The 19,017-nt window shown below is 72.3% G+C and carries 20 protein-coding genes; 11 read left to right on the top strand and 9 right to left on the bottom strand.

All coding sequences use genetic code 11. The features are described 5' to 3' along the window. Positions 1–37 precede the first annotated feature (37 nt). Complete coding sequence (locus ACIF80_RS21610) at positions 38–187, top strand: hypothetical protein (protein ID WP_399806946.1); 150 nt, start codon at positions 38–40, stop codon at positions 185–187. 204 nt (positions 188–391) lie between these two features. Here the strand turns inward: ACIF80_RS21610 and ACIF80_RS21605 are convergent, their stop codons facing one another. Next, complete coding sequence (locus ACIF80_RS21605) at positions 392–1,900, bottom strand: helix-turn-helix domain-containing protein (RefSeq protein WP_399806944.1); 1,509 nt, start codon at positions 1,898–1,900, stop codon at positions 392–394. Positions 1,901–2,145: 245 nt separating this feature from the next. Here ACIF80_RS21605 and ACIF80_RS21600 point away from each other — a divergent pair, with 245 nt between their 5' ends. The 3 genes from ACIF80_RS21600 to ACIF80_RS21590 all read left to right on the top strand — a co-directional run bounded on the left by ACIF80_RS21600 (position 2,146) and on the right by ACIF80_RS21590 (position 5,405). After that, on the top strand, positions 2,146–2,766 hold the full coding sequence (locus ACIF80_RS21600) for an L-threonylcarbamoyladenylate synthase (protein WP_399806941.1): 621 nt from the start codon (positions 2,146–2,148) through the stop codon (positions 2,764–2,766). A 226-nt stretch (positions 2,767–2,992) separates the two neighbouring features. Next, positions 2,993–3,748, top strand: a complete 756-nt coding sequence (locus ACIF80_RS21595; RefSeq protein WP_399806938.1) for a dienelactone hydrolase family protein — start codon at positions 2,993–2,995, stop codon at positions 3,746–3,748. A gap of 151 nt (positions 3,749–3,899) precedes the next feature. After that, entirely contained in the window at positions 3,900–5,405 is a 1,506-nt protein-coding gene (locus ACIF80_RS21590; RefSeq protein WP_399806935.1) for a metallophosphoesterase family protein, read from the top strand. A gap of 72 nt (positions 5,406–5,477) precedes the next feature. Here ACIF80_RS21590 and ACIF80_RS21585 read toward each other — a convergent pair whose 3' ends face one another. Beyond that, positions 5,478–6,476, bottom strand: coding sequence for a TauD/TfdA dioxygenase family protein (locus tag ACIF80_RS21585; RefSeq protein WP_399807530.1), 999 nt, complete (start codon positions 6,474–6,476; stop codon positions 5,478–5,480). Between the two features lie 166 nt (positions 6,477–6,642). On the opposite strand from ACIF80_RS21585, the gene ACIF80_RS21580 reads away from it, so the two are divergent. Further along, positions 6,643–7,473 (top strand): aldo/keto reductase, encoded by an 831-nt coding sequence (locus ACIF80_RS21580; protein WP_399806933.1) that lies wholly within the window; start codon positions 6,643–6,645, stop codon positions 7,471–7,473. 78 nt (positions 7,474–7,551) lie between these two features. Here ACIF80_RS21580 and ACIF80_RS21575 read toward each other — a convergent pair whose 3' ends face one another. From ACIF80_RS21575 to ACIF80_RS21565, 3 genes are all read right to left on the bottom strand, one after another. Further along, positions 7,552–8,019: a peroxiredoxin gene (locus ACIF80_RS21575; RefSeq protein WP_399806930.1), complete on the bottom strand. Its 468-nt coding sequence runs from the start codon at positions 8,017–8,019 to the stop codon at positions 7,552–7,554. Then, entirely contained in the window at positions 8,016–8,396 is a 381-nt protein-coding gene (locus ACIF80_RS21570; protein ID WP_399806927.1) for a MauE/DoxX family redox-associated membrane protein, read from the bottom strand. The genes ACIF80_RS21575 and ACIF80_RS21570 overlap by 4 nt, the downstream gene beginning before the upstream one ends. Before the next feature lie 74 nt (positions 8,397–8,470). Beyond that, entirely contained in the window at positions 8,471–8,992 is a 522-nt protein-coding gene (locus ACIF80_RS21565) for a MarR family winged helix-turn-helix transcriptional regulator (protein WP_399806925.1), read from the bottom strand. A 464-nt stretch (positions 8,993–9,456) separates the two neighbouring features. Here ACIF80_RS21565 and ACIF80_RS21560 point away from each other — a divergent pair, with 464 nt between their 5' ends. Together ACIF80_RS21560 and hemC are read left to right on the top strand one after the other, a co-directional pair. Next, positions 9,457–10,233, top strand: coding sequence for an NPP1 family protein (locus tag ACIF80_RS21560; protein ID WP_399806922.1), 777 nt, complete (start codon positions 9,457–9,459; stop codon positions 10,231–10,233). Between the two features lie 128 nt (positions 10,234–10,361). Further along, on the top strand, positions 10,362–11,297 hold the full coding sequence (gene hemC, locus ACIF80_RS21555; RefSeq protein WP_399806920.1) for a hydroxymethylbilane synthase: 936 nt from the start codon (positions 10,362–10,364) through the stop codon (positions 11,295–11,297). 7 nt (positions 11,298–11,304) lie between these two features. On the opposite strand, the gene ACIF80_RS21550 is transcribed toward hemC, so the two are convergent. Continuing rightward, positions 11,305–11,826, bottom strand: a complete 522-nt coding sequence (locus tag ACIF80_RS21550; RefSeq protein WP_399806918.1) for a hypothetical protein — start codon at positions 11,824–11,826, stop codon at positions 11,305–11,307. 537 nt (positions 11,827–12,363) lie between these two features. On the opposite strand from ACIF80_RS21550, the gene ACIF80_RS21545 reads away from it, so the two are divergent. After that, complete coding sequence (locus ACIF80_RS21545) at positions 12,364–13,158, top strand: SigB/SigF/SigG family RNA polymerase sigma factor (protein WP_399806915.1); 795 nt, start codon at positions 12,364–12,366, stop codon at positions 13,156–13,158. A 20-nt stretch (positions 13,159–13,178) separates the two neighbouring features. Here the strand turns inward: ACIF80_RS21545 and ACIF80_RS21540 are convergent, their stop codons facing one another. Next, positions 13,179–13,565, bottom strand: coding sequence for an ANTAR domain-containing protein (locus ACIF80_RS21540; protein ID WP_399806913.1), 387 nt, complete (start codon positions 13,563–13,565; stop codon positions 13,179–13,181). A 248-nt stretch (positions 13,566–13,813) separates the two neighbouring features. Between ACIF80_RS21540 and ACIF80_RS21535 the strand changes: the two genes are divergently transcribed. After that, positions 13,814–14,617 carry a VOC family protein gene (locus tag ACIF80_RS21535; RefSeq protein WP_399806910.1) on the top strand — a complete coding sequence of 268 codons (804 nt, stop codon included), beginning with the start codon at positions 13,814–13,816 and terminating at the stop codon, positions 14,615–14,617. A 57-nt stretch (positions 14,618–14,674) separates the two neighbouring features. On the opposite strand, the gene glgX is transcribed toward ACIF80_RS21535, so the two are convergent. Then, a complete protein-coding gene (gene glgX / locus ACIF80_RS21530) occupies positions 14,675–16,819 on the bottom strand; it encodes a glycogen debranching protein GlgX (RefSeq protein WP_399806909.1) in 2,145 nt (714 codons plus the stop codon). Further along, on the bottom strand, positions 16,816–17,328 hold the full coding sequence (locus tag ACIF80_RS21525) for a pep a2 (RefSeq protein ID WP_399806906.1): 513 nt from the start codon (positions 17,326–17,328) through the stop codon (positions 16,816–16,818). The genes glgX and ACIF80_RS21525 overlap by 4 nt, the downstream gene beginning before the upstream one ends. 365 nt (positions 17,329–17,693) lie before the next feature. On the opposite strand from ACIF80_RS21525, the gene ACIF80_RS21520 reads away from it, so the two are divergent. Together ACIF80_RS21520 and ACIF80_RS21515 are read left to right on the top strand one after the other, a co-directional pair. Then, positions 17,694–17,993, top strand: a complete 300-nt coding sequence (locus ACIF80_RS21520; protein ID WP_399806903.1) for a DUF5133 domain-containing protein — start codon at positions 17,694–17,696, stop codon at positions 17,991–17,993. A 74-nt stretch (positions 17,994–18,067) separates the two neighbouring features. Beyond that, positions 18,068–19,017 (top strand): maltotransferase domain-containing protein (locus ACIF80_RS21515; RefSeq protein ID WP_399806901.1); only part of this gene is annotated, 950 nt, incomplete at its 3' end.

The raw sequence follows: 19,017 nt of genomic DNA, 5'->3' as shown, positions 1-19,017 counted from the left end.
CGACGGAGGGCCGTCCTAGACGGCGGACGCTCTCCTGGTGAGCGAACTGACGGTGGAGCGGGACCGTGTCGATCGCATGATCGAGGACCTGCGACGCTCCCGTACGCTCCTGGACGCCGTCATCGCGGTGGCGTCGTCGCGGACCCGCTTCGCCGCGGACGGCGGAGCCGCTCCGCGGACACCGTAGGCGTACGCGGCGCGCGGGAGCGCGACCGGTCCCCCGTTCCGGTCGTGCTCCCGCGGCACGACGAACCTATGTGAACGGCGACGCACCTGTGTATCGCACCGGTGCCCGCTGCGACGGCCGCGGGACTCAGCCGTGCACAACTGAGTCCGTTACGACCCGTTTCACTCCGCGTGATGCGGCGGAACGGGGCCGGCGGGCCGTCGTTCAGCCTGGTGGGGACGTGGACAGCGGGCCCGTGAACACCGGTGTCTCCAGGTCCCCCAGGGCCAGATGGGCGAGCACGACCTCGTACAGGTCGGTGCCGGCGGCCAGCAGCTGGCGCTCCAGGACCGGCTCGGCGCTGCGTACGTGCTCACGCACGGTCTGCGCGTGGACGCCCAGGAGCTGAGCGGCCCGCTCGGCGTTGCCGCCGGCCGCGAGCCAGGTGCGCAGCGTGCGGCGCAGGGGGCGGGCGTCCCGGTCCAGGCGTTCCAGCAGTTCCCCCGCCCAGGCGCGCACGGCGGGCCCGGACACCAGGTGGGCGAGTCCGGGGACGGGCACCTCGAAGGCACTGCCCGCCTGGCCGTCCTGGAGGTTGAACTGCGTGTGCAGCGCCAAATGCACGACGGCACGGGCGGTGAGGTCGTCGAAGTCGGCGCCCAGCATGTTCTCGACGCGTTCCATGCGGGCACGCACCGTGTTGCGGCTCACGCCGAGGATCTTGGCCGTGTTGACGGCGGTGAACTCCAGGCCGAGACGGGTGGTGGCGAGGAGTTCGGCACGGGTGTGGTGCGGCACGGTGTCCAGGGGGCGCAGCAGCCGGGCGGTCCAGCCACGCAGCGCCGCCGGGTTCATCAGCCGCTCGGGATGGGTGCGTTCCGCGTACACCGCCGTCTTGTCCGGACGGAAGCGCGCCACGGCGAGGGCGCTGACGGCCTGCCCGTACGCGGTGGCGGTCCGGGCGAGGCTCTGCCGGACGCTGCCGCCGAGGAAGGTGTCCGGATGCCGCTCGACCAGGGACTTCAGGTCGCCGGCGGTCGCCTCGCGGGGGCTGACGACGATCACGTGCCCGTCCATCGCCGGGCACCGCACGACCAGCGCCTCCTCCTCCGTGCTGTCCAGGGCCTCCTCGGCGAGGCGGTCACGGCGGGCGGGCTCGGACTCGACGACGTAGACGCACGCGGTGTCGGCCTCGAGCAGGCCCGGCCAGAGCCCCGCGGCCACCCGGCGGGCCGCGACGGTGTCCTCGACCATGAGCAGCTGGAGGATCGCCAGCCGCAGGTCGGCGCTGGCCCGACGCAGCCGCTGCCCGGCCGCGGTGGTCTCACCGGCGGTCAGCAGCAGTTCGATCACCTGGGCGGTGTGCGTGATGACGTCGGCGCTGTGCCGGTCGAAGGGGATGTCCCGGGAGACTGCCATCGCCCAGGTCCGGGAGGGATGCCCGACCTGCACCAGGCGCAGGTGCCGCTCCCCGTCCTCCCAGGCCGCGGAGGCGATCCGGCCGGAAGTGACATCGGCGACGAGGTTCTCGTCCAGCGCCAGCCCGGTTCCGGCGACGAGCGTGCCGGTGTCGTCCCGGAGTGCCACCGATCCGTGCACGGTGCGGGCGAGCCAGTCGACGACCCTGCGGACGTCGCGGCCTGCCGGCCGCAGGTGTTCCAGCAGTTCCTGCGCCCACCCGGGCTGTTCACCGGCCGCCGCCGGCTGCGGGGTTCCGTCCTTACGGGCTGCCACCTCGGTCTTCCCCTCGTATGCCGGGCCTCTTCGGCCCGGCACCGGACGTTACCCCACGAATGCGGTCCGCTCATGCCGGGCGGAGGGGGTGAAGGGGGAGCCCTGCACGACGTCGGCACACCAGTGACACGCCACCGGCACATGGACGGCCCGCGGCCGGAGCACGGGCGGGTACGGGACCTGGGCACGGGCGGCCCCGGCCGGGGGTGCGTGGTCCTGCCGTGCGGTCGGCATAAGCTCGGTGAATGGCGAAGTACTTCGACGTGCACCCCGACAATCCCCAGCCGCGCACCATCTCCCAGGTCGCCGCGAGCATCCGCGACGACGCCCTGATCGCGTACCCCACGGACTCCTGTTACGCGCTCGGCTGCCGGCTCGGCAGCCGGGAGGGCATCGACCGGATCCGCACCATCCGCAAGCTGGACGACCGGCACCACTTCACTCTGGTGTGCCGGGACTTCGCTCAGCTCGGCCAGTTCGTACGGATCGACAACGACGTGTTCCGTGCGGTCAAGGCCTCCACGCCGGGCAGCTACACGTTCATCCTGCCCGCGACGAAGGAGGTGCCGCGCATGCTCCAGCATCCGAAGAAGAAGACCGTCGGCGTGCGCATCCCCGAGCACGTCGTCACCCAGGCGCTGCTCGCGGAGCTGGGCGAGCCCCTGCTGTCCAGCACCCTGCTGCTGCCCGGCGAGGACGAGCCGATGACCCAGGGCTGGGAGATCAAGGACCGGCTCGATCATGTGGTGGACGCGGTGCTCGACTCCGGGGACTGCGGCACCGAGCCGACCACGGTGATCGACTTCTCGGGCGGTGAGGCCGAAATCGTACGGCGGGGCGCGGGGGACGTCTCACGGTTCGAGTAGCGGCGACGCGGTGAACTGCCCCGATACGGACCGCCGGAGTCCGCGGGGGCGGTGACGAACGCACCGGGGCGCGCGCAGGTTGTCCCAAAGGGGCGCCCCTTGCACCGTGTTGAACCGGACAGGGCCGAAGTGCCGGGCCCGGGACATGTCACGATGGGGCATGATCCGTCCCGCTCGCCGCGGGCACGGCCCCGTCCGACATCCCGCAGAGAGGCGCCCGTCGGCCATGACCGCCGTACAGGGAAGCACCGTTGACATCACCACCGAGGACGGCACCGCCGACGCGTATCTGACGTGTCCCGCCGACGGGGGTCCCCGGCCGGCGGTCCTGTTCTACATGGACGCCTTCGGACTGCGGCCGCGGCTGCGGGCGATGGCCGACCGGCTGGCGGAGGCCGGGTACACGGTCCTGGTGCCGAACGTGTTCTACCGCCACGGGCGCAGTCCGGTGGTCGAACTGCCCGAGTTCATCGACCCGGTGGCGCGGCCGGAGATCTTCCGGCGCATCGGGCCGATCCTGCAGGAGCTGACACCGGAACTCGCCATGCGCGATGCCGGCGCCTATCTGCGGTGGCTGGCCGGTCATCCCGCGGTGGCCGGCGGCCCGGTGGCGGTGACCGGCTACTGCATGGGCGCGGTGCTCTCCCTCCACACGGCGGGCACCTACCCGGACCGGGTGGCGGCCGCCGCGGGATTCCACGGGGCCCAGCTGGCGCCGGACGCGCCGGACAGCCCGCATCTGCTGGCCGACAGGATCACCGCAGAGCTGTACTTCGGTCACGCCGACCAGGATCCGTCGATGCCCGAGGAGCAGATCGAGCGGCTGGAGCAGGCGCTGACCGCGGCCGGGGTCCGGCACCGCTGCGAGGTGTACACCGGGGCCCGCCACGGCTACACGCAGGCGGACACCGCGGCCTACGACAAGGAGGCGGACGAGCGCCACTGGGCCGCGCTGCTGGACCTGTTGAACCGGACCTTCTGACGAACCTGCCGAACCTCGCTCTCCTAGAGCCCCGTCGAGGGGCTCTAGGAGAGCAAAGGGGGCAACACCTCACCGGAAGAACCCCGTTCGGGCATGCCGCTGCCCGTACCCGATCTCCGGCCGTCCGCGGCAGCGTTGTTACGGTGCTCCGATGTCAGACTCTTCACGCGACACGGCCGAGGGCGCCGGCTGGGGCACCGGGCGACGGGGCGAGTACCGGCGGCTGCTGCCGCCCGGGCCCGAGAAGATCTCCTGGTTCGACCCCCGCATGCTGTGGGCCGCCCGCAACGGCGTTCTGGCCTCCTGGCTCGGGGACCCGACGGGCCGCACCCGCAGCCGGTGGGTGGCCCGGCGGGCGGCGGCCGGCGCGCCCGCCGACAAGGTGATCCGGCACGACGGCCCGGACCGGTTCTCCTTCCTCGTCATCGGCGACACCGGCGAGGGCGGCGAGCCCCAGTACGCCGTCGTACCGGGGCTGTTGAAGGAGGGCCGGGACACCGCCTTCACCGTGCTGGCCAGCGACGTGATCTACCCGGTGGGCAGCGCCGACGACTACGGCGACAAGTTCTTCCGCCCGTACCAGGACTACAGGGCGCCCATCTACGCGATACCCGGCAACCACGACTGGTACGAGGACCTCGGCGGGTTCATGCGCGTCTTCTGCGACGACGCCCCTCCCCTGCCGCCCGGGCCGGCCCCGCGTCCCCTCACCCGGGCGTGGCTGCGTTCCCTGCTGTGGCACCGGCCGCGCCCGGACGACGGCCGCCACCTCGCCGAGGCCCGGAAGCTGCGGTCCGGCCCGGAACAGCAGGCGGTGCAGCCGGGCCCGTACTGGGCGATCGACGCGGGGCCGGTACGGATCATAGGCATCGACACCGGCCTGCTGGGAACCGTCGACGCCGAGCAGGGCGCCTGGCTGCGGGAGGTGTCCCGGGGGCCGCGCCCGAAGATCCTCGTGACCGGCTCGCCGCTGTACGTGGACGGCGCGCACCATCCCTGTCCCGTCGAAGGCGGGGGAACCGTCGACGACATCGTCCGTGACCCGGACCACCACTATGTGGCGGCGATCGGCGGTGACATCCACAACTACCAGCGCTACCCGGTCCGGCTGGGCGACGGCCGTACCCTCCAGTACGTGGTGGCGGGCGGTGGCGGCGCCTTCACGCACGCCACCCACACCATCCCCCGGGTCGACGTCGCCGGCGTCACCGAGCAGGACTTCCGCTGCTATCCGCTGCGCGGCGACTCCCTCGCCTTCTACAGCGCGCTCTACGCGCGCCGGACGCGGCTGCGCCGCTTCTTCGCCCTCACCGATGCCGAGGCGTCGGCCGTGATCGCCGAACGCCTCGGCATCGGCCCCACCCGTGCGCCGAGCACGCCGGCCCGGGTCACCCGGCGGGTGCGGCTGGTCGCCGGACTGCTCGGGACCGGCCGCCGGCCCGACCGGGGCAAACGGTTCAGGCTGCCCGTGCGCAAGGTCCACACGCAGTTGTTCTCACCCGGTTCGGCCACCTACACGCCGCCGTTCTTCAAGTGCTTCCTGCGGCTGGACGTGGGCCCGGACGCGATCCGGCTGCGCTGCCACGCAGCCACCGGCAACCTCGCGCAGGAGGCCGCTCCGCCGGTCGAGGACGAGGTGACCATCCCCCTGACGTGACCGCTCCCCCGGCGCGAGGCCGCCGAGCGGGACCGGGCAGGCGGTCGGTCGGGCGGGCGGTCGGGCGGTCGGTCACCAGCGTCCGGGGGCGGTCCCGGTGATCGGTTCCGAGGGGCGGCCGTCGGTGCCGACCGGTACCTCCCCCGCGAGCATCACCCGGTGCATGATCCGTGGGTGGTCGAGGTGGGCGGTGTCGCCCGGGGCGAGGTGGATGGTGGCACGGTTGTCCCAGAACGCCACGCTCCCCGGCTCCCACCGGAAACGCACCGTGTACTCGGGCCGGGTCGCCTGCTCCAGCAGCATCTCCAGGACCGCCCGGCTCTCCGGCCGGGACAGCCCGGTGATCTGCTCGACGTAGTAGCCGTTGACGAACAGCACCCGCTCCCCCGTCTCCGGATGGACCCGCACCAGGGGGTGCTCGGAGGCGGTCTGGTGGTCCAGCAGGTGCCGCACGTAGGCGTCGTCGCCGGACCGGGGCAGGTAGCCGACCCCCAGCCGGTGCTCGGCGCGCAGCCGGTCGGCGAACTCCCGTACCGGGGCGGACAGTCCGGCGTAGGCGGCGGCCAGATTCGACCAGGTGGTGTCACCCCCGTAGGGCGGGACGGTCTGGGCGCGCAGGATCGTCGCGGCGGGCGGGTCGATCCGGGCGCCGTGGTCGCAGTGCCAGCCGCGCAACAGGGTGTGGCGGCGCCGCCGCAGCCATTCGTCGTGCTCCATGCCGAACCGTCCGCCGAGCTCCAGCCGGTCGGCGGTCGTCTCGATCTCCGGGAAGCCGGGCGGCGACGCCCTGCCCCGCCGGGGCAGGACGACCGGCTCGCCGAACCGCCGGGCCAAAGCCACATGCCCGGCGTGGTCCAGTCGCTGCCCGCGGAAGAACACCACCTTCCAGCGCAGCACCGCCGCCCGGACGGCGGCGATCACGGCGTCGTCCGGCTCGTCGGCGAGGTCGACACCGGTGATCTCGGCGCCGATGTGTCCGGCGACCGGACGTACCTCGACGCCCGTGCCCGTACCCGTGCCCGCGTGCCGCTCCCCGCCCGTGTGCTGCCCGGTGCTCCTCGTGCCGTCCATGCCGCTCCCGCCCGTGGTCATGCGTGCTCCTCCATCGGTCCGTCCCCGGCCGGTGCCGGTTCGGATGCGTCCGTGTCGTCCGTCCGGCCCGCCCGTCAGGTTGATCATTGGCCGCCCGGTCGGTGAGGCTGGAGAGAGACGACACTGTCAACGGGAAGGTCCCCTCGTGATCAGCATCCCGAACCACACGCTCAACGACGGCACGACAATCCCCGCCCTCGGTCTCGGTACCTGGCCGATGGACGACGCGCAGGCCGAGCAGTCCGTGGCCGCGGCCCTGGAGGCGGGATACCGCCTCGTCGACACGGCGACGAACTACCGCAACGAGACCGGGGTGGGCCGTGCCGTGGCCCGTGCCGGCGTCCCGCGCGAGGAGGTCGTCGTGACGACGAAGCTCCCCGGCCGCCACCACGGCTACGAGGAGACCCTCGCCTCCTTCGAGGAGTCCCGCGCGCGTCTCGGCCTGGAGTACGTCGACCTGTATCTGATCCACTGGCCGCTCCCCCGGGTCGGCAAGTACGTCGACTCCTGGAAGGCCATGATCAAGCTGCGCGAGGAGGGTCTCGTACGGTCGATCGGCGTCTCCAACTTCACGCCCGCCCACATCGAGCGGCTGGAGAAGGAGACCGGGGTGCTGCCCTCGGTCAACCAGGTCGAGCTGCACCCGTTCTTCCCCCAGGAGGAGCTGCGCTCCCACCACGCGGACAAGGGCGTGCTCGTCGAGAGCTGGAGCCCGCTGGGCCGGGGTTCGCAGCTCCTGGGCGACCTTGCCGTGGCCGCCGTCGCCGAGGCCCACGGGGTCACCCCGGCCCAGGCTGTGCTGCGCTGGCACATCCAGCTCGGGGCGCTGCCCGTGCCCAAGTCGGCCGACCCCGAGCGGCAGCGCGCCAACCTCGACGTCTTCGGCTTCACGCTGGACGACGCCCAGATGCACACCCTCACGGACCGGGCCCACCGGCGGATCGGCGGGGACCCGGAGGTGCACGAGGAGTTCTGACCACCGCCCCCTGCCGGGCGCACGGCCCACGGCCGGACCACGTGTGCCGCTGTGGGCCGTGCGTCCGTCAGGCGCGGGTCAGGCCCGGTGGGCGCGGAGTGCGGCGAGCGCGCGGTCGGCGTGCGCGTTCATCCGCAGTTCGCTGCGCACGACCTCGAGAACGGTGCGGTCCTGCCCGATGACGAAGGTGACGCGCTTGGTCGGCGCCAGGGAGATGCCCCGCTTCACCCCGAACCGCTCACGGACGGCGCCGTCGGCGTCGGACAGCAGGGGCATGCCCAGGGAGTGCCGTCCGGCGAACTCCGCCTGCCGTTCGACGGCGTCACCGCTGATGCCCACCGGCCGTGCGCCGACCGCGGCGTACTCGGCGGCCAGGTCACGGAAGTGGCAGGCCTGCGCGGTGCAGCCGGCGGTCAGCGCGGCCGGATAGAAGAACAGCACCACGGGCCCCTCGGCGAGCAGCTCCGACAGCCTGCGGACGGTGCCCGTCTCGTCCGGGAGCGCGAAGTCCTCGACCGTGTCGCCCTTCTCCGGGCCCCCGCTCACGACGCACGCTCCGCGTCCTTGGCAACGCCCCGCGCCCACAGCACCAGTGGCAGTTGCAGGGGCAGCCGCCCCCAGGCTGCCGCCCGCTGCGGCGCGGGGCGGTGGCGCCAGTCCACAGCCATCTTCACGTTGGCGGGGAAGACCCCGACGAAGAGGGCGGCCGTGGCCAGTGCGGCGACCCTGCGGGTCTGCGGCAGCGCCACTCCGGCGGCCAGCGCGAGCTCGGCGGCGCCGCTGGCGTAGGTCCAGGCCCGGGGCGAGCCCGGCAGGGAGCGCGGCACGATGTGGTCGAACTGGCGCGGGGCGGTGAAGTGGGCGGTGCCCGCGGCGGCCAGCAGGCCGGCGAGCAGCAGGGGTGAGCGATCGGACCGTGACACGGTTCCTCCTCCGGGGGCCTGCCCCGCGACATTACCGGACGGTAAGTGCGGGGGGTCACCGGGTCGGGAGTGTGTCAGGCGGCTCCGGCCGGGGTGGCGCTGCGCGGTTCCGCTTCCCCTTCGGCGGCGTGGGCGAGGAAGTCGTCGACCATGCGGTGGAAGAGCGTGGCGAGCTGCCGCAGTTCCGCCGGGGACCAGTCGGAGAGAGCCGTCTGTATGGCCCGCGCCCCGACCTCACGGATGCGGGTGATGGCCTCCCGGCCCGTCTCGGTGAGTTCGACGCGGTGGGCGCGGCGGTCGTCGGGGTCCGGGACCCGGGTGACGTGGCCGGACTTCTGCAGTTGCTGCACGGTGCGGGTGACGTGCGACGCCTCGACGCCCAGGCGGGCGGCCAGCTCACCCGGCCGCAGCGGTTCGGTGTCGGCCGCCTGCCGCAGCAGCGCGACGGCCGCACGGTCCAGGGGGACGCCCGCCATGGCCATCAGCCGTTCGTGCTGACGGGCGCGGGAGCCCAGATAGGTGATGCGCATGAGCGCACGCTCGATCTCGGTCACTTCCGGTGAGGCGGGGAGGTCGGGGACCGAGGATGCGCGCATGCGCCCACTTTACCATCTCATTGCGTAACTCAATCAAACCGCGAGGGTACGGAACGTACCGCTCCGCCCGCCCGCGGGCGCCGTCCGGGCGAAACCGCGGGCCGCGGCGCGACGGGGCGCACGGGCGCCGGCACCCCGCCGCGCCCCCGCCGTGCCCCCGCCGCCGGTCGCGCGGGCACACGCACCGGGTGCCGCCGCCTGCCGGCGAAGTGCACCACAACGCCCGTACCCGGCACGGCATGCCGCGCCGGCCGTCCCGGCTCCGCTCCGGCCGGACCTCTCACAGGGGGCGGCCACCGGCATTCCGGACGACGGGGAGTGGTCCGGCAGCGGCTCCACGAGTGTTGGGCAGCGCTTCACCCTTGGTACGCCCGCCGCCCTTGGCATGGACGCGTCCAACCGCGATGCTGAACGTCCTTGCCCCCCACAGCCGTTGGGCTGCGCCCGGATCCGAGGAGGACGCAGTGTCGTCGAGTACCTTCCGAACGCACCGCAGGAGATGGCTGACCGGTCTCGCCGGCGCCTTCGCCTTCGTCATCGCCTTCCCCGCCACCGCCTTCGCCGCACCGCCGCCGGCCCTGCCGGCCAACGCCGACGCTCTCGACCGGACGTACCAGCCCGCCTACGACTACGACACCGACGGGTGCTACCCCACCCCCGCGATCGGCCCGGACGGCGCGGTCAACCCCGGGCTCAACCCGACGGGCGCCCTCAACGGCAACTGCCGTGACGCCCCGGACCTGGACAGCACCAACGGCTACTCCCGTTCGAAGTGCAACAACGGCTGGTGCGCCATCGTCTACGCCCTGTACTTCGAGAAGGACCAGGCGCTTCCGGGCGTCAGCCTCGGCGGCCACCGCCACGACTGGGAGCACGTCGTGGTGTGGGTGCAGAACGACACGGCCCAGTACGTCTCGACCTCCAACCACGGCTCGTTCTCGATCCACGCGAGGTCGGCGGTCCGCTTCGACGGGACGCACCCGAAGATCGTGTACCACAAGGACGGCATCAGCACGCACTGCTTCCGGCTCGCGAGCGCCGGCGACGAACCGCCGGAGAACCACAAGGGCACCTGGCAGTACCCGGCACTGGTCGGCTGGAACGGATATCCGGCCGGACTGCGCGACAGGCTCGTGCAGCACAACTTCGGCAGTGCGAACTTCGGTCTCAAGGACGGGAGTTTCGCCTCCCATCTCGCCGCGGCGAAACCGTCGGGCATCCCGTTCGACCCGAACGCCTGACCCGGTAGCCCCTCCGGGTCCGAACATCCGGCCGTCCGTCACCGGGAGTCCGGACGAATCCGCCGTCCGGACTTCCGAACCGGCCCGCTCTGCACGGGAGCTCGAGCCGAAGGGTCTATCGTGTCGCCATGTCCGTCCCCGAACTGATCCGTATCGTCTCCCGCGACTCGCCCATGGCGCTCGCCCAAGTGGAGCGTGTCCGGGCCGACTTGGCCGACCTCCTGCCCGGTGTGCGCACCGCGGTCGTCCCCGTGCGCACCACCGGCGACAAGTGGCTGGGCGACCTGGCGCAGGTGGAGGGCAAGGGCGCGTTCACCAAGGAGGTCGACGCCGCGCTGCTGACCGGCGAGGCGGATCTCGCGGTGCACTGCGTCAAGGACGTGCCCGCCGACCGCCCGCTCCCCGCGGGTACCGTGTTCGCCGCGTTCCTGAAGCGGGACGACGTCCGTGACGCCCTCGTGCACCTGGACGGACTCACCCTGGACGAGTTGCCGGCCGGGAGCCGGATCGGCACCTCCTCGGTGCGCCGTGTCGCGCAGCTGGCCGCCTCCCACCCCCACTTCGAGTGCGTACCGTTCCGCGGCAACGCCAACCGGCGGCTGGCGAAGCTCGCGGCGGGCGAGGCCGACGCGCTGCTGCTCGCGGTCTCCGGTCTGGAGCGCATCGGCCGCCGCGACGTGATCAGCGAGGTCCTCTCCCCCGAGGCGATGATGCCGCCCATCGGCGCGGGCATCCTCGCGCTCCAGTGCCGTGAGGACGACACGGATCTCATCGACGCGGTCAGCGCCCTCGGCCATCCGGACACGCATCGGGAGGCCACCGCCGAGCGGATGTTCCTGCATGTGCTGCAGGGACACTGCAACAGCCCGATCGCCGGATACGCGCGGGTCGACCGGAGCGGCGAACTGTCCCTGCGGGCCTGCGTCTTCACCCCGGACGGCAAGGTGCGGCTGAACGCCCACGAGTGGGCCGGCCGACTGGATCCGGCGACGCTCGGCACCTCGGTCGCGGTCGCCCTGCTGCGTCAGGGTGCCCGCGAGATCATCGACGGGATCCCGCACTGACGCCGGTTCAGGCGGTGCCCTCCTCGGCCTGCTCCTGGAGGAACACGCCGATCTGATGCGCGAGGCCTTCGCGGACACCGCCCGACGGGGTCACGGCGGGCCCCTCGTGCACGTCGATGCCGCCCGACCACAGGCGACGGCCGGTCCACTCCTCGTCGACCCGCAACTGCACCTGGACGTCGACATGGCTCAGGGACGCCTCGGGACCGGCCGCGTAGAGCACGGCGGTGGCGCGGCGCAGCGGATAGACGTCGAATCCCTCGATGAACTGCGAGTTGCGCCAGTCGAGGAACGCGCTCTCCCCGTCGGGGCCGATCCGTACGTCGACCTGACCGTCCTCGAGGTGAATTCCGACGTTCCGCTCGCCGCGGTTCTCGACGGTCACGCGGACTCTGAAGTACGTCAGCCCTTGGGCGGCGTCGTCCCGTCCCCGGGGCGGATCGCCCGATTCCAGACGGTGGACGCGGACCCGCAGACCGGCATGTTCGTCGTACTCCTGCCAGTCCCCGACCACGTTCGGCTCGTACACGGTGCACCTCTCGACTTCTGTCGCTGTTTCCTATCTGTGGGCTCGGCGCACTGTCAAATGAGCGGAATGCGCCGTGGTCGGGCGCTTCGTCCCCGACGGCCACCGATCAAGCGCTGCGCTGGCACGATCCGCCGGCCCCGCCGCCCGGCCCGCGCGGCGGCGTGCCGTACATCACGTCGCCCCCGGTGATCGCCGCGTCCCGGGCGGGCGATCACCGGGCCGGGCCGGGCGCGCTCCGCGCCGCCGGTCCTCGGGGTGCCGCGACCGGCACCACGGGCCCCGCCGGTCTCCGGAATTTCACGCACTGAATTCCCCTGATTCCGCAGCGTGTGATTTCCGCAATTCCCGGCGCATGACCCGCACCGAATTCGGGAAACCGTTTCACCGCAGCGGTACGGGGAATGAGTGGTGCAGTGCTTCGGACCGGAGGCACAACCGTGGGAACCGGCTCGCCGCCCCCGGGTCTCCTCCGTGTGGTCCGAGTCCGCGCTCCCACGGTGCCCGTCCACCCGGCACCTGCTCAGGGAGGTGCGCGTCATGCGTATCGCCGGCAGCACCACGAAGCCGCATCCTCACCACGACGCCCCGGACACCGCCCAGGACTTCCTCCGCCTCGCCCGGCTGCCGGAAGGCCCCGAGCGCAAGGCGCTGCGGGACGGGCTCGTCCGTTCCTGGCTGCCCATGGCCGAGCGGATCGCCGTGCGCTTCCGCGGGCGTGGCGAGGCGCTGGAGGACCTGTACCAGGTGGCGGCCCTGGGTCTGGTCAAGGCCGTCGACCACTACGATCCGGCGCGCGGCACCGCCTTCGAGGCGTATGCCGTACCGACCGTCACCGGGGAGATCAAACGCCACTTCCGTGATCACATGTGGACCCTGCACGTGCCCCGCCGGGTCCAGGATCTGCGCAACCGGGTGCGGCACGCCGCCAAGGAGCTGGCGCAGACCACTCCCGGCCGGGCTCCGACGACCGCCGAGATCGCCGCGTACGCGCAGCTGACCGAGGACGAGGTGCGCACCGGCACGGAGGCCCTGGAGTGCTTCTCCGCGCTGTCGCTGGAGGCGGAGATGCCGGGCACGGACGGCTACGCGCTCGGGGACTCGCTCGGTGGCCCGGATCCCGCGTACGACGCGGTCGTCGACCGGGTGGCGGTCCGGCCCTGCCTCGAGGCACTTCCGGAGCGCGAGCGGCTCATCCTCTATCTGCGGTTCTTCCGGGGCATGACACAGAGCAGCATTGCCGAGCTGCTCGGCATCTCGCAGATGCATGTGTCCCGCCTGCTCAGCAATTGCTTCGCACAGGTGCGCGAGGAGCTGCGGGCGGAGGCCGGCTGAACCGGCCCGCCCCGGCCCCGTCACGGCCCGGCCACCGCGCTCCGGACGCAGGGCGGGCCGACGGGACGGGCCGGGGCGGCCGGACCGGGACCGGTGGTGTCCGGGCCGGCCGGGGCACCGAGCCGGTCCAGGGCCTTCCTCAGCTCCGTCCGGATCCTCGGCGGCAGCACCCCGGTGCGTCCCGAGGCCACGATCGTCCCGGCGATGTCGCGGAGCTTGACGTTGGTGTGCTGGGAGACCTCCCTCAGCACCGTCCACCCCTGATCGGGCGAGACCCGCCCGAGGACGACGACCACGCCGATCGCCTGGTCCACCACCGCGTGCGAGACGACCGCCTCCTTCAGCTGCTGCACCTCTTCCTCCAGCTGAAGGATGCGGTCCGCTTCCCCGTCCGTGGGCATGGTCACCTCCGGGTCCGGTGTGCCGCTTCCGTGCCGCCCGCACCCGCGTTCGGGCGCCTTCAGCGGGTGTCCGGCTCCTCCATCGTCGTCACTCGTCCCGTCCTGTGCCACCGGACGTGTCCACGGCCCCTGCCGCACGGGTCCGGGTACCGCCGTCGGGGTACTCGGCAGGCGCCCGGAGCCCTACAGGCCGGACACTGGAGTCCACGGGTCACTGCCAGGCCGACGAGATCAGCGATCAGGACGCGACTGTGATGAACCACGAGATGCCCTCCCCCTCCGGCACGACGGACGTCTTCTCGACGCACTCCGTGTACGGGACGCCCTGCTGGGTGAGTCTGACCAGCCGCGATCTGGGGACGACCGAGGAGTTCTACGGGGCCGTGCTGGGCTGGCGATGGCGCCAGGTCCGGCTGGGCGAGCGGTTCCGGGTCGCCCTGGCGAACGGCACACCGGTGGCGGGCGTCGCCGCGGTCGCCGACATGTGGCGGATGGCCGTGGCCTGGACCCCGTACTTCGCGGTGCGCAGCGCGGACGAGGCGGCGGCGCGGGTGCAGGAACGCGGCGGCACTCTGGCGGTCGGCCCGCTCTCACTGCCCCCGGGGCGCGCGGCGCTGCTGGCCGACCGCGACGGTGCGACCTTCGGGGTGTGGGAGGGCGAGCTGCCCACCGACTGGCTCAGCTGGCAGCGGTCCCAGCCCTCCTTCATCAGGCTGCACACCCGGGACGCCTTCGACGCCGCCATCTTCTACGGCGAGGTCTTCGACTGGGGCGCGACGGGGACGGGCCGCACGGAGGTCGTCTACGAGAGTGACGAGGTGGTGCTGCGCGGGGACGGGCAGGTACTGGCCTGCATCGAGTCGGGGGCGCTGGGATCGGCACCCGATCCGACGATCCGGCCACACTGGCAGGTGCACTTCAACGTGACGGACGTGGACGCCTGCGTCCGCGCGACCGAGCGGCACGGCGGCAGCGTGGTGACCCTGCGTGACGGCGAGGCCGTGCTGCGCGACAACGAGGGTGCCGTGTTCACGGTGACCGCGCGCCGGGGCCGCTGACCCCGGCCGGGCGGCCGCGGTCCTCCCGGGCCCGTCTCCCGGGAGGACCGCGGTCCCTCACTCCGCGGTGTGCGACGGCCGGGACAGCAGTACCAGGCTGCGTGAGCCCACGGTCAGCCCGGTGCCCGCCTTGTACTCCGACTCGTCGGGGACGCCGTCCGGGTCGGCGGTGTCGATCAGCGCCGTCCAGCGCTCGCCGTAGGCGGCGCCCGGAAGACGGAAGTCCACCGGCTCCCAGTGACTGTTGAGCAGCAGCAGGAAGGAGTCGTCGACCAATCGCCGGCCGCGCGGGTCCGGTTCGGCGATGGCGTCGCCGTTGAGGAAGACACCGACGCTGTGCGCGTCCGAGCGCCGCCAGTCGACGTCGGACATCTCCTCGGCGTTCGGCAGCAGCCACACCAGGTCGGGCAGGCCCCGGCCCGTGCGGGACGCCGGCCCGCCGTGGAAGAAGCGGCGGCGCCGCAGTACGGGGTGGTTGATCCGCAGCGAGATGACGCGCCGGGTGAAGTCCAGCAGGGAACGCTGCTCCTCGGTCAGCCTCCAGTCTATCCAGGAGATCTCGTTGTCCTGGCAGTAGGCGTTGTTGTTGCCGCGCTGGCTGCGGCCCACTTCGTCGCCGTGCGAGAGCATCGGGATGCCCTGCGAGAGAAGCAGCGTGGCAAGGAAGTTGCGCTGGCGGCGGGCCCGCAGTTCGAGCACGGACGGGTCGTCGGCGTCGCCCTCCGCGCCGCTGTTCCAGGACCGGTTGTGGCTCTCGCCGTCCCGGTTGCCCTCGCCGTTGGCCGTGTTGTGCTTGTCGTTGTACGAGACGAGGTCGCGCAGGGTGAAGCCGTCGTGCGCGGTGACGAAGTTGACGCTGGCGCGGGGCCGTCGCCTGCTGTGCGCGTACAGGTCGGAGGAGCCGGTGAGGCGGGAGGCGAACTCGCCGAGCGTGTGCGGCTCGGTGCGCCAGAAGTCCCGTACGGCGTCCCGGTACTTGCCGTTCCACTCCGACCACAGCTGGGGGAAGTTGCCCACCTGGTAACCGCCCTCGCCGACGTCCCACGGTTCGGCGATGAGCTTGACGCGGCTGATCACGGGGTCCTGCTGGATGAGGTCGAAGAACGCGGAGAGCCGGTCCACCTCGTGGAACTGCCGGGCCAGGGTGGCCGCGAGGTCGAAGCGGAAACCGTCGACATGCATCTCGGTGACCCAGTACCGCAGCGAGTCCATGATCAGCTGGAGTACGTAGGGGTGGCGCATCAGGAGGCTGTTGCCGGTGCCGGTGGTGTCGTAGTAGTGCGACCAGTCGCCGTCCACCAGCCGGTAGTACGCGGAGTTGTCGATGCCGCGGAAGGAGAGGGTGGGGCCCTTCTCGTTGCCCTCGGCGGTGTGGTTGTAGACGACGTCCAGGATCACCTCGAGCCCCGCCGCGTGCAGGGTCCGGACCATCGTCTTGAACTCGGAGACCTGCTGTCCGCGGGTGCCGTGGGCGGCGTAGGCGTTGTGCGGGGCGAAGTAGCCGATGGTGTTGTAGCCCCAGTAGTTGGCCAGACCGCGGCTCTGCAGCACACCGTCCTGGACGAACTGGTGCACCGGCATCAGCTCCACCGCGGTGACGCCCAGCGAGGTCAGGTGGTCGACCACCGCCGGGTGCGCCAGTCCGGCGTAGGTGCCGCGCAGTTCGGCGGGGACCTCGGGGTGGGTGCGGGTCATGCCCTTGACGTGGGCCTCGTAGATCACCGTGTCGGCGTACGGCCGGCCGGGCCGGGTGTCGTCGCCCCAGTCGAACGCCGGGTCGGTCACCACACCCAGCATGGTGTGTCCGGCGCTGTCCGCCGGGTCCGGGCCGTCGGGGCGGCGTTCGTAGAGCGAGGGGTGGTTGTCGATCTGCCCGTCGACGGCCGTGGCGTACGGGTCGAGGAGCAGCTTCGCCGGGTTGCAGCGATGCCCGGCGGCCGGGGCCCACGGCCCGTGCACCCGGTAGCCGTAGCGCTGGCCGGGTCCGACGCCGGGGAGGTAGCCGTGCCACACGAAGCCGTCGGCCTCGGTCAGCGGGACGGTGGTGTGGCGGCCGGAGTCGTCCACCAGGACGAGTTCGACACCGTCGGCGACCTCGCTGAACAGTGCGAAGTTGGTGCCCTCGCCGTCATGGACCGCACCCAGCGGATAGGGGCGCCCGCTCCACGCGGGCGCCCCTTGGCCGGTTTTCCTCCGGGTCACCGGGCTGCCTCCAGAAGGCCGGCGGGGGTACGCACCAGGCCGGCCAGCTGGGCGACGGTGACCACGCGGGGCAGGTCCAGCCCTTCGCTCACCCTCGGGTCCGGCCCGGTCGGCACCAGCGGGACGCGCTCGTCGGCGCGGGCCCGCTGCGAGAACCAGACGACCTTGCTGCCGGTCGCGGTGGTGCAGCAGCCCCAGCCGTCGCTGCTGGCGGCGATGTGCTCCAGGCAGCCGCGCAGCTCCTGGTCGGGACGCAGGGCGCGGTCGTGGCCGCCGATGGCGGTGATGAGGTGCTGGCCGTTCCACCACATCTCGATCGACGTGTTCTTGTCGGTGGCGTGCTCGTCGATGGCGCGCAGCAGCATGTCGGTGCCGCGGCAGACGGGTTCCACCAGGTTCTCCAGGTCCCAGTGCCGGAGGTGGGCGGCCAGTATGCGGCCGACCTGTTCCAGGCGCTCCGGGCCGACTTCCACGTCGAGGTGGTAGTAGCAGGGCACTGCGGTCTTCATCTTCGTTGGCTCCTCACCGCGAAGCTCCCGATTTCCCCTCGCCCCTGCGGGACGAGCCCCGAACACGAAACGTGAGCGGTTGGCGCTTCTGAGTCACCATCAGCGTGACCGGGTTGGTCCATCCGTGCAACACGAGCGCACGGCCGGGGTGACCGTTGCGCCGGACGGACGCAGTTCGCGCCGGCCCCGGGCGCCCCGGCCCGCCACACCGGACCAAGGTTCAACAGGACGCACGGTTACTGATCATGCACCATGTGTGAAGACCCTCGACCGCCGTCACGGGACCGTGTCCTTCGCGTGCGCGGCCGCCGCCCGACCGTCGGAAGAAACGTCCCCCCACGAGCCACGGGAAGGTGAACGGCGCCATGCTGCTACCCGCCAGAGCCGAAGTCGCCCGGCAGTTGCGTCGTTACCGGGCCTGGGAACGTGTGATGCTCGCCGTCCCCACCGACCTCACGGTACGGACGACGTTCGAGGACTCGGGCTACACCCTCTGCGTGCTGATGGGCAAGCGCTGCGCGCGGGAGGCGGCCGACGCGGCCGAACGGTACCTGCGCACCAGCCTCGTCACCTACCTGCAGGAACAGAACGGCCGGCCCCGTCCGGCCACCGCGGCCAGGCGGGGTCCGCCGGCGGTCGAGCGGCGGTCCCCGGCGGGAAGGTGAAGGACCTTCCCGCCTCAGTTTCGTCCCACGACCGGGCGCGGGCCCGGCGTCGAGCACGGCGGAGGTACAGACCCATGAAGGCGACCCGGGCCATCGGGCGCATCCCGGTACGGGATGTCCGGCCGGCCGTCGAATGCGGCAGACGGCCGGCGAAGGCGGTCGTCGGGGAGACGTTCGAGGTGACGGCGACCGTGTTCCGCGAGGGGCACGACGCGGTGGCCGCCCATGTCGTCCTGAAGGATCCGGAGGGCCGGCGGGGGCCGTTCACGCCGATGCGGGAACTGGCACCGGGCACCGACCGCTGGGGCGCGGAGATCACCCCGGACGCCGTGGGCCGGTGGACCTACCGCGTCGAGGCGTGGAGCGATCCGGTCACCACGTGGCGGCGCCACGCGCGGATCAAGATTCCGGCGGGCATGGACACGGGTCTGGTGCTGGAGGAGGGCGGCGACCTGTTCACGCGGGCCGCGGCCGGGGTGCCGAAGGGCGACGGCCGCTCCCTCGTGCTCGCCGCGGCGAGCACGCTCCGGGACGACTCACTGTCCCCCGCCACCCGGCTGGCGGGGGCGCTGACGCCGGAGGTGGACGCGGTACTGGCCCGGCACCCGCTGCGGGACCTGGTCACCACCGGCGACCCGATGCCCCTGCTCGTGGAACGCGAACGCGCCCTGTACGGCTCCTGGTACGAGTTCTTCCCCCGCTCCGAGGGCACCCCCACCACCCCGCACGGCACGCTGCGCACCGCCGCCCGCCGCCTGCCCGCCATCGCCGCGATGGGCTTCGACGTCGTCTACCTCCCGCCCATCCACCCCATCGGCACCACCCACCGCAAGGGAAAGAACAACACCCTCACCCCCGCACCCGACGACGTCGGCGTCCCCTGGGCCATCGGCTCCCCCGAGGGCGGCCACGACACCGTCCACCCCCAACTGGGCACCCTGGAGGACTTCACCTGGTTCGTCCGCCGGGCCGCCCGCCACGGACTCGAGATCGCCCTGGACTTCGCCCTGCAGTGCTCCCCCGA

This window comes from Streptomyces sp. NPDC085927 (genome assembly GCF_044540975.1).
Taxonomy (GTDB): Bacteria; Actinomycetota; Actinomycetes; order Streptomycetales; family Streptomycetaceae; genus Streptomyces; species Streptomyces hirsutus.
Note: the sequence above shows the minus strand (reverse complement) of the source record. Positions and strands in the feature narration are given on the sequence as shown.